The following is an 11,499-nucleotide window of genomic DNA, read 5'->3' as shown; positions in this document are numbered from 1 at the left end:
ACTCAAGGTTCTAGCCAACAGATCTATTTTCCATATGTTTGTACTATAAAGAACATAAAAATCAATCGGCTTGAAATATGCATCGTTGGAATATTTAACCACATTTGTCAAAAAGTAAAATATCACATATTAATCTCGATTGAATGTCACTTCAGAATAAGCTGTGCAAGAAGCATTTAAATCATCTTATAAAATATATTAGTAGATAACATAGTCCTAAGATAACAATATTCGTATTTTTCAGCCTACTTTTTACAATTAAGACTAACATTGCTTCAATTTTATTTATCACTGTTTTGCTATTGTAAAAGGGTATATTCTTTTAAAATAGCAAAAATTTTTGTATAGTGTACATACAAGCAATGTATATTTTGAATGGAGAATCTATATGAGGGAACTACAGTTAAATTTCATAAGTAATCAAACAACTATTCGTTGGTTCAAGCTTATTAATATTGTTGAAAGAAACCGTGTATTTACTATTGGAGAACTGGCAGACGAGCTCAAAGTTTCTCAACGAACAGTTGCAAATGATATACGGCATTTGAAAGAACATTTTAAAGGCAGTGCTACTTTTTTCTCTGGAAGTAATGGTTTTATTTTTGAAGAAGTAAACTTTTCTTTGTATAAGGAGCAAAAAAAAGAATTGTTGAAAAATGAGTTTTTATTTGAATTAATTAAAAATATTTTTTACGGACGCTTAGATCGTGTGGATGAGTTAGCTCATTTTTATAATTATTCTGAAACTACATTTCGGCGAATACTAGCGAAATGTAACCCATTGCTAAAAAGCTATGGCTTAAAATGGGTGTCAAATCCGCTGAGAATAGGTGGAACTGAAGCTTGCTTAAGAAAATTTTTCAAGGATTTTTTCTATGAAGGAATTGAGACGCCATATTCTGTTATACCCGAAAAAAAATTGCGTGATCTAGTTTTAAAAACAGTGGGCGAGCAGCTAAGTTTTGATTCCTATGAAATTGCATCGGGTACAACTCCGACCGCTTTTTACTATACATTTTATATAGCGATAAGAAGATCCAACCAGGGATTAAATGTAAGAATCCCTCAAAAAATACTTGAAAGGGTTTATAAAGAAAAAGACTTTTTAGTTTTATTCTCTTTAAAAGAAGGAATAAAAGATATATTCGGTGTCCAACTTCCAAAGGTTGAATTTGCATGGATCTATTTAATTACTGTTTGCAATAGAACATTCAATTATGAACGATTTGAAAAAAATTTCTATACTCAATTTAATTTATGGCCTGAAATTGATAAAATTACAGGAGACTTTTTAATCCATTTGAAAATAAAAGAAGAAGAACGTTCTAAATTAACCGTATTTCTTAAGTCTTTCTTCTTATCAATAAAAATAAAGGACAGCATAGAACCTGTCCTAAATAAAGCTATGTTAGATATATTAAACGTAGTAAGCAGTCATGATGAAAAACACTATGCCCAAAATCTTACTTTTTTACAACGTTATAAAAAACAGTTTCCCCTTTCTGAGAAATATATTCAAGATGTTTGCATAAGTCTTACGATCTATAGTTCTCTTTTGATTCATTATTATGCGCCATCGAAAAAAATTTTCTTCCTTTTGGAAGGAAATCACTTAGCCTATCAATATACACGTATCAAAGCCCTACAGTTGTTTGGTGAAAAGCACACGTTGATTTTTGTTCCTATCCAGATTTTATCGCAAGAAAAGCTGATGAACGCTGATATGGACTTAATTGTAACAAATTATAGTCGCTATTTGTCTGAATTTACCAATGATACAGATTACCTTTTGATCAAAGATATACCTGATGAACGAGACTGGTTAAATATAGCCACTAAACTAAATGAATATATTATCTAAGGCCGCTGGTGAAATTCAGTGGTTTTTTTGACTTTTAAAAACACTGAAAAATCAAGGCTTTTGCAGCTATTTTTCACTGTATTTCATATATATAGGTAAATCGTGATTTTCAATCAGTGGCTTAAAATCGTATTCTGAAATCACGGCGAAGCTTGCTAGCCAAATATTTATTTTGTTTTCCCTAAAACCTTCGTTTTCGGTAGAACGACAAAAAAAGACATTTGAGTCAATCAAATGCTTCGAAAATATTGTTAGAATAAGATTTCTATTTTAGAGAATAGAGAACAATTATCTATTCTAAAAAACGAAGGTTTTCGAGACAAATAAAGGAGGAGGGACATGTCTAAAAAACGAAAAGGATGGATTATAACCGCTCTATTGGTTGCTGTTTTTTCATCCAATATAGCGGTTGCCCAAGAAGTGCAACGCGTTGAAACAAATGGGACAATCGGCTTCACTGGTGTCTATGAACCCATCGGCACACCTGATCCAACACCACCCGAAAGTAGTGTGAGACCGCCAATCACTGATGTGGCCAAACCAGGTGGAACACTGCCACAAACAAATGAAGTTGTGCATTCATGGCTCATTTGGTTGGGCGTTCTTCTAGTCACCATCGTTTTCCTTTTATGGAAACGACTAAACAATCAAAATACAAAACTAAAACCATGAGAAAGCAGGAATTATCACATGAAATTTATTCGTTTAGCAACAATCGCCGCATTATCAAGTACTATTTTAGCCGGAGGCGCAGTTTCTGTGTTTGCCGATGAGACAAGAGAAGTTACGACCGAAGGGCAAGTTCAGTTCGTACCAGCATCCGATGAAGACGGCGAACTAGAAGTCATTCCACCGATTGATCCTGAAGAAGGACCAGACGTAGAGATTGACCCAATCGTACCTGAGACGACTGGACCGTTATCTATTTTAATGGCACCAGCAATGAACTTTGGTTCTCAAGTGATCTCCAATCAAGATCAAGTCTACAATATGGTCGCTGAGATGCAACAACAGCGCGGCACCGAAGGTGACGAAAACAAAGTCCCTTACGTTTCTTTTGCCCAAGTACAAGATCTACGTGGGACCAACGAAGGATGGGACTTGCAAGTAAGCCTTTCTGACTTTACGTCAACTACACAAAACAATGTATTGACTGGTGCAGAAATCACCTTTGTAGATTCTTACATGGAGTATGTAGGAAGTAATCAAGAAAACGCGCCGGTAACGCATGCAGCTGGATTAACTCTCTTGCCAAATGGTGCGGCACGCTCAGTTATGACTGCAGAACAAACCAAAGGCGCAGGAGCTTCATCTGTTGTCTGGGGGAACCAAGCCGACTTAAACACGAAATTTGCGGATGACGAGATTGAAATCGTCGAAAATGAAGCCATTCAATTATCGATTCCAGGGACAACAGCCAAAGATGCGACAACGTATACTTCCACTCTGACTTGGGAATTAACAACAACTCCAGGAGAAGATGGTCCAGGAGAAACGGATCCAGAAATCGACGTATAAGTCACTTGGATGGATTTTATGAGAAACTCTCGGCAGCGTCGCATGTATTTGTGGCGCTGTTTTTCTAAGAAAGGAGACCCACAGTGAAACAATCAACCTTAGCGAATCGTCCTCTTAAAGCCACTTGGTGGCTACTTCCTTTGTTTTCCCTACTTTTTGTTTTCTTCCCCGCAATAGCTCAAGCGGAGGAAACACTCTCTTTTTATGTCACGCCAGAATTTCCTGAAAGCCAGGTCGAAGGATCGAGTAGTTACTTCGATTTGAACCTAGCTGCTGGAGAAACAGAAACCTTGGCATTGAAACTCCAAAATGCCAGTAGTGAACCGATTCAAGTGCAAGTAACGCCACATACAGCATATACCAATGTTCATGGGGTCGTGGAGTATGGCAAAGATGCTCAAGAACCAGATACGAGCCTTTCGTATTCACTGGATGAATTAATTGACCCTTCGGGTGTCATTGAATTAGCAGGAAATGAAACCAAAACGATCACGGTCCCTTTACATATGCCTGAAGCGTCGATTGAAGGTTTTCTAGCTGGCGGCCTACGGATTACGGAAATCAAAGAAGAACAAGAAGAAACGACCAGTGATGAAGAAGGTGTGGCGATCAAAAATGAATTTGCCTATGTTATTGGAGTCGTTGTCAGTAACTCCCGTGATTCGATTCAACCGGATCTTGATCTGTTAGATGTTTTTGCGGATCAGTTGAATTACCGCAATGTCATTAGTGCGACGATTCAGAACTTCACCCCTACTTTTGTGAATCGCATGGCAGTGGACGCGACCGTTCAGCGTCTAGGAGAAGAGGAAGTTCTCTATGAAGCCAGTGAAGAAATGATGCAGATGGCTCCTAATTCTAACTTCAATTTTCCGATTTCGCTTCAAGGCGATCGTTTTCAAAGTGGGGAGTATGTACTGAAATTAAAAGCAATCTCTGGTGAAGAAGAGTGGTCATGGGAGCGGGAGTTTACCATTGAAGCAGATAAAGCCAGAGCATTGAATCGAGCGGATGTGACCATTGATACAAGCTTGAATTGGTGGATGATTGGTTCAATCGTCTTGGGTATTCTTTTGCTTGGCGTCATTTTGTATCTATTGATTCAAAAGAAGCAAGCAAGAGCAAACGAGCAAGAGCAGTAAGAAGGAGTGAATGAAATGACCACGAGATTTAGACGACCGATGCTTATGTTAGGGACGACCATCTTGATCATGCAGGCTGTATTCATGCCTGTCGGCATGGTCTACGCAGAGACAACGATGGACACTGAGGAACAAGAACTAATGGAAATTCCGCCAATGAAAAACTATCTGGAGGAAGAACAGATCAGTGATCCGCGCTTTTTCTTTACGCGTTCTCGGATGCAAGGAACGGTAGATGAACACATGCAAGTGACATTCTTTTCTGATCAAGAGGTTTCCGAAGCACGAGTATTCTTACCAGAAGAAGCAACGCTCTTGAAAGATCAATTACCAACAGGGATCTCAGTTGAGGAAGGAGCACAGCCTAACGAATGGATCGTTCAGTCAAAACGTGCACAAAATACATTTGTCCTTTCTTTAATAGTTGAACAGGCGGGAAACTATGAACTGTCGGTGGAAGAAACGACGGCTCATTTAGAAATCAGTGAGAAAGAAGAGACGAGTGAGGAAGTCCCAGTCGAAGAAACAGAATCATCCGATGAGGATCAAGCAGGACAAGAAGAATTAAAAGAAGAAAATGGAATAGAAGAAGCGCAAGAAAATGAACAACCGGCAGAAGAAGTACGTGAGCCTGTATCAGAAGCTCCGCAGGAGCAACAAACCGATGAGCAAGAGACCGATGAAGCGTCACAAGTGGTCGAACCGACCGTCTTTGAGGGAGAAACTGCAGAAGTCGCTACGATGGCAGAATTCAGAGAAGCAGTTGGTAATCCTGATATTGGGATCATTTCTATTCAAGCAAATTTGACAGAGGCTACCGCAAACGTACTAACTGTGGATCGTCCGTTACTTATCCAAGGGAATGGGTATACTTTGACGTTTGGTATCAATGGCTTTTACTTTCAACTAGAAGAAGTAACACAAGCAAGCACCATTCGACTTGAAAATGCGACACTGACAAAAGTTGGGGTTACACCATTAATCAACGCAACGGTAGAAAACAGTAAAAATTGGACCGTTGAATTGGAAGATATAACTGAATTGAATGCGAATACCATGCGATTAGCCTCTCTTCCTGAAGGAAGCATTCACTTTACAGGTGGTGTATCAAACTTTACACGTACAGCTTCTGCACAAACGTTCATCGAAGCAAAAGAAGTCAAAGCAATGAATCAAGCGCAAGTAACGATTAGTCGCGGGAATGCGACGGTCTTGTTTTCTTCTGCTACAGTAGCGGATCCCAAGATTACAGTAGAACAGGGAGCCACATTTACGATCATAACTACCGCAGGAGTGGCGAATACGATTGATCTAAGAGGAGAAAATCCAGAAATAGCCGTTCAAAATGGACATTTGTCAGTAGGTACAATAGGGCCAGCTACTGCAACAACCCCAACAAACACAACTAACAATACGATCGTCCTTTCCGGCGTATCTCCTAAGTTTAGCTTGGATCAAGAAAGTACATTCTCTCTTCGAACGACATTATCAAAAAGAGGAATATATCTTGCTGGAAACAATTCGCAACTTACGGTAAATAACTCGGAATTTTCTGTAACTTCTGCGACCGCAGAAGCAATTCGGTCAGAAGGGCAGAACGGGATTTTAACGATAGCAAACTCTAATACGAATTTAACTACAACAACTGGGAGAGCGATGAGAGTAAACGGAAAAATTAATATATCAAGTTCAAACCTTTCTACTAACTCTACAACAGGATTACCTATATCTACGGATAATGCCAATGGAGAAATCGTTATTGATGAGAGCCAACTGAATTTAACCATGAGTGGTTCTAATAATGGAATTCGATTAAGCGGTACAGACTCATTATTAAACATAAAAAACAATAGTGAAGTGAAGTTAACCAGTGGAAGTGGAACATCCCGAAATATATTATTTAGTGGAGCACGCTCAAAGATGATTATTGAAAATCAATCCAAATTAATTTTGAACACAAGTGGACCGACAAGTGATGCAACAGATACAGCTAATAATGCTATACAATTTGTAGGAGAATCATCAGAATTAACAGTGCGAAATAAATCAAATTTAGATGTTAACGTAACGGCAGGGGCGAAGAGAGGCGTTTTCTTCCAAGCAAGTAATGGGTTATTCCAAGTGCTAGATAACTCTGATCTAAATATTAAAGGATTAACGGGACAAGCAGTACGTTTAAACGGTAGTAATTCAAATTATATATCCTCAGAATCAAAAAATACTATCGAAACAACAACAGCCCAAGCGTTAAGGGTGTCCGGGAAAATTGAATTAATAAAAACCAATTTAGCTTCAAACTCTACAACAGGAGTACCTCTATACACAGATAACGCTAACGGAGAAATCATTATTGATGAGAGCCAACTGAATTTAGCCATGAGTGGTTCTAATAATGGAATTCGATTAAATGCTGAGGATTCCCTATTAAATATAAAAAACAACAGTGAAGTGAAGTTAACCAGTGGAAGTGGAATAGCCCGAAATATATTATTTAATGGAGCACGTTCAAAGATGATTATTGAAAATCAATCCAAATTAATTTTGAACACAAGTGGACCGACAAGTGATGCAACAGATACAGATAATAATGCTATACAATTTGTAGGAGAATCATCAGAATTAACAGTGAGGAATCAATCTATTTTAGATGTTAATGTGATAGCAGGTGCGAAGAGAGGCGTTTTCTTTCGAGCAGATAATGGACTATTCCAAGTAATAGATGGATCTGAGATTAATGTTTCTACGAATGCAGCAAATTCCGTTCATTTAGCAGGAACTAAACATACTATATCTATTAGTAAAGAAGCTAAAGTTTATCTTAAGAGTAATTGGACTACTGAAGCAAATCAAAATGCAAGCTTGTTTATAGGAACTAATGGTAAAAGTGAAATAAATTTTATTATTTCAGAAAGATCCTTGTTACAAGCCGAAGCGAATATGTCGAGCGCTATAGTATTACAGGGAACTGAAAATAAATACACAGTAGAAGATACAAGTGAATTGCTGTTAAAATCAAACAGAACGACAGGTAGTACAACTGTTGATGGTTCATCCGGTAATGCAAGGGCCACGTTGAGATTTTTAAATTCAGGATTTAGTGAATTTAATATCAATAATAGCAATGTGGTTATTGATAAATCTAGTGGAAATGCTCCTGGAATACGCATGCTGGGTGATAATAATCATATCAGGGTTTCTAATGGTGGAAAATTGTATATAAATAATCCTGGTGACGGACAAGTTAGTAATGGAAATACCGCTGGCGGCAATCAGGGTATTCATTTAACTTCTGGAGATAATACATCATTCTCCGTAACAGATCCGGGGTCACAAGTTACTATTTTAGCTGAAAATGGACCATCTATAGATCTATCTGGAACGGGGAAAGTAGAGAATAGCAATGGTGGTTATTTTGAAGCAATAGGAAGGACTTCAACTGCTACTGGTGGAGTATTTAGAGCAGGTGTCTTAAATGTAGAATTTGACAATCCTTTATTTATGGATTTTAGAAATAATCGTTCTGGTGGAGGGAATATATTTAATGTCGCAAGCGGATCTAGTTTAAAGGCATCAAATAGTGACCTAGCAGTTTGGAAAAATGGTTCAAACTTAGATGGTGACCCTAATTTAAACTTCCCAACTTTAGATTTTTCTTTCTCAGGGACAAATTTCAATACTTTAGGAGTAACGAATCAACCAGAAATATTGAATACCTCTACCTTTGGGAATACTGGTTTGACGGCTTATTCCAGATTGAGTTCAAACAATGCTCGATGGGCAATCGCTGATGAACTCAGAGTTCCAACAAATGCGGATAAGAAAATCCATGGGCATGTTAGTATTCCAGTAGGATTGGAAGAAAGCCGCTCTGCTTGGGATGGGGAAGTTACAGTCATTGTAGAAGTTGAACGTGCCAATAGAACAAAATCAGAATATACTGCGAAAACTGTGGGGCACTCAAATGAAGAACCAGGCATCAGTATCTATGGCGAAGAACCACGTGCTGGATTATTTGAAGTAGAGTTAAAAGAGCACCTACAAAAAGGAGATAAGGTTAAAATTAAAGACGTTCGCTTAACTTCTGGAGAGTTAACACAAGGATATGAAAATATTATATTAACAGATACAATAGAAGTCTTTCCCATCGTCCCGGCAACACCAGCCAAGTTTTCTTCTTCTGTGGTTTCGAATGATAGTACTGTGATTAAAGGATTCACGGAAAATAAAGAAGTAACGGTTACAGCTACCCATAATGGAGAACCAATAAATACAGAAAATGTTATTGTTGAAAATGATGGCACATTCGCATTAGACTTTAGTGATCTTTCATTACGAGAAGACGATAAAATTCAAGTGTTCTTAAAAGACCGTGAGGGATCTGCTACAGCTGCAAGGGTTATGAATCCGCCTATAACGAATGATGAACAAGGGAATATCAATCCAAAATCCCCGCTTTCTTTTCGTGATAAATTGTTTGATGAAGCAACGGTTTTAACGGTCCAGGACCTGCGACCTGTTTCACCTGTGGATCCATTAGCTCCAGAAACAGAAATCAATCCAGAAAACAAACCTCAGCTTCCTGAAGATCAGGGACGTTTAAGTGTCGATTTTGTCTCGCAATTCCACTTTGGTACGCAAGGTATCTCGGCGAGAGATCAAACCTATTTTGCCCAGCCGCAACGCTTACTGAATGAAGATGGAACAGTGAACGAGTCTGAAGAACGACCAAACTATGTTCAAATCAGTGATCGACGTTCAGAAAACGACCGCAATGGCTGGCAACTCGCGGTCACACAAAAAGAACAGTTTAAGAATCAAACGAATCAAGAACTTATCGGAGCGAGATTAAACCTGTCGAATCAACAGCTAGCGACCGCAAACGGTGGAGAATCCCCTTCTTTACAAGTCACCAATCCTTTAACGTTGGTACCAGGAAACAAACGAACTTTGATTCGTGCGGAAGGAACTGAAGGAACAGGTACTTGGATCTATCGCTTTGGTGATGGGGAGACAGCAGGAGAAAGTGTCGCACTGGATGTGCCTAAAGGCGCAAATCCAGAAGCTACTACTTATTCTGCCACCCTTCTTTGGGAGTTGAGTGCGGTTCCCGGCAATTGACAACAAAAGGGAAAGAGACCTCTCTCTTTTCCTTTTTCTACTATTATTAACAGAATAGTTACTAGAAAGGAGAAGCAATGAGTCAGCTATTTTATCGCATGATCTATCAGGAAAAAAGCAAGCGTTGGTTGACGATGTTAGATCAGTTGGAAGAGAATCAAACCATGACAGGCAAAGACTTAGCTATGAATCTAGGTTGTACACCGCGGACGATTCAATCGGATATTAAACAAATAAAAGAATATTTTGAAGCGTCGATCCTGCTTATCGGAGGAGAGGATGGCTACCACCTTTCATTTCAACACCCTATGACATATACCAAGAAAAAACAAGCTTTAGTAGACAAAGAACCGTTGTTTTTCTATGCGGATCAGTTACTTGTCGGGACTCGAAGAACGAATCAGGAGTGGGCGGAAACCTTCAACCTTTCTCCTGCTAGCTTTGGTCGAATCAAACGACAGTTTGTCCAACTATTGGAGGAACAGTACCGTTTGATGATTGTCGGAAACGACAATCAATTACAAGGAAGTGAACCCGCTATCCGCCAATTCATGTATGACTTGTACTTTACGCTACCTCTTTGTCCAAACGTGTTAGAACAACGAATCGAATCATGGGACTCTTTTTATCAATTGAACAAGTCTGGAGGTTGGGCGCTAGATCCGATTCGCCTGAATCAGTGGCATCAAGTGGCGCAATGGCGCATCGATCAGGGAAAATACTTACAGTTAAAAAAAGGCCAAGAGAAAGCGCAAGAAAGAATCGGTGCCGCACTGGATGAAACGGTTATACTCTCTTTGCCACCACAAGAAAAAGCAGCCTTGTTTCTATCGTCGTTAAACGAAGAACAGTTTTTAAATCCGCTACGTCAGAAAGAATTTATCCGACAGTTTTCTTCGAAGTATGGCCATAATTATTTGATTAGGGATTTTGAAGAGCTGGTTGTTCCTTTCTTTGAAACCTTAATTGCTTTAATGAGTCAGTTCTTCCCATTATCTGTAAGCCAAACCACAAAAGCCGCGGCTGATAGACAGACAGAAGAAAAACAATTCTTCGATCAGCTAATGAAGAATTATTATGGTAGTAAAGCACGTTTCGAACGATCATTAGTTCTTACGTTCCAATTAACGGGCAGTCTGGCTTTACAAGAGTGGATAAAAAAGAGTGTTCGTCATTATTTACAAAAGAAAGGCTATTACTTAATAGAAGGCATACAAACCACTCCAATCAATCGCCAAGTGATTATAACGAATGGGAAAATACCCCAGGAAAGCACGAATGTGGTGTGGCTTTCGATCATACCTGAAGAAAAAGAAATCAATCAAGCGTTAAAGGGGATTGATTTGTAAGTAGTATTACCTAAAGAGTTGACTAAAGAAAGGAGGAAACAGACAATGACTCAATTAAAGACAAAGAATGAATATATCAAGCAGTTTCAAGCAGCAATTGACCAAGCAGGTCCAGAGCGAACAATCTTAACGACTTATTTAGATAATCAAGTTAAAAAATTAGGTCAGCTGATTGAAGGTATTTCGCAAGAGACCTTTTGGCATGTCTTTCCTGAGATTTTGGGTGTAGATGCCAAATTCATGTTATTGACGGAATTGATTCACTTTGAAGACTTTTCAAATGAAGAGATCATTCGAATTGTTGAGAATGATTATCGAGATTATTTTGAAGAGTTGTGTGGCTACGACTTAGAGATGAAAGACCAACTTTCGCTTATTTTTCATATAGTATGATATCAGTTTTAATTTTTACAGAATGGAGTGGTCAGAAATTAATCATTTTTTGACCACTCTTTTTGAATGCAACAATTGAAGTGTGGCACTTTATTTTTGTGTCCATAAACTCGTAAAT

At 38.6% G+C, this 11,499-nt stretch carries 7 protein-coding genes; all 7 read left to right on the top strand.

Going from position 1 to position 11,499, the window contains the following annotated elements:
• Positions 1 to 388: 388 nt before the first annotated feature.
• The 7 genes from A5882_RS19545 (at position 389) to A5882_RS19515 (ending at position 11,381) form a co-directional block, all read left to right on the top strand.
• Positions 389 to 1,861, top strand: coding sequence for a helix-turn-helix domain-containing protein (locus A5882_RS19545; protein WP_086373595.1), 1,473 nt, complete (start codon positions 389 to 391; stop codon positions 1,859 to 1,861).
• A gap of 339 nt (positions 1,862 to 2,200) precedes the next feature.
• Complete coding sequence (locus A5882_RS19540; protein ID WP_086373594.1) at positions 2,201 to 2,533, top strand: LPXTG cell wall anchor domain-containing protein; 333 nt, start codon at positions 2,201 to 2,203, stop codon at positions 2,531 to 2,533.
• Between the two features lie 18 nt (positions 2,534 to 2,551).
• The gene (locus A5882_RS19535; protein WP_086373593.1) at positions 2,552 to 3,379 is read left to right on the top strand and encodes a WxL domain-containing protein; all 828 of its coding nucleotides are present in this window, start codon (positions 2,552 to 2,554) and stop codon (positions 3,377 to 3,379) included.
• Positions 3,380 to 3,462: 83 nt separating this feature from the next.
• A complete protein-coding gene (locus A5882_RS19530; protein WP_086373592.1) occupies positions 3,463 to 4,521 on the top strand; it encodes a DUF916 and DUF3324 domain-containing protein in 1,059 nt (352 codons plus the stop codon).
• 141 nt (positions 4,522 to 4,662) lie between these two features.
• A complete protein-coding gene (locus A5882_RS20215) occupies positions 4,663 to 9,639 on the top strand; it encodes a WxL domain-containing protein (protein ID WP_254908568.1) in 4,977 nt (1,658 codons plus the stop codon).
• Between the two features lie 77 nt (positions 9,640 to 9,716).
• On the top strand, positions 9,717 to 10,988 hold the full coding sequence (locus tag A5882_RS19520) for a helix-turn-helix domain-containing protein (RefSeq protein WP_086373591.1): 1,272 nt from the start codon (positions 9,717 to 9,719) through the stop codon (positions 10,986 to 10,988).
• 45 nt (positions 10,989 to 11,033) lie between these two features.
• On the top strand, positions 11,034 to 11,381 hold the full coding sequence (locus tag A5882_RS19515) for a hypothetical protein (protein WP_086373590.1): 348 nt from the start codon (positions 11,034 to 11,036) through the stop codon (positions 11,379 to 11,381).
• Positions 11,382 to 11,499: the final 118 nt, after the last annotated feature.

It is taken from the genome of Enterococcus sp. 4E1_DIV0656 (genome assembly GCF_002140695.1).
In the GTDB taxonomy this organism is placed as follows: Bacteria; Bacillota; Bacilli; order Lactobacillales; family Enterococcaceae; genus Enterococcus_D; species Enterococcus_D entomosocium.
This window is presented reverse-complemented; position numbering and strand designations above follow the sequence as displayed.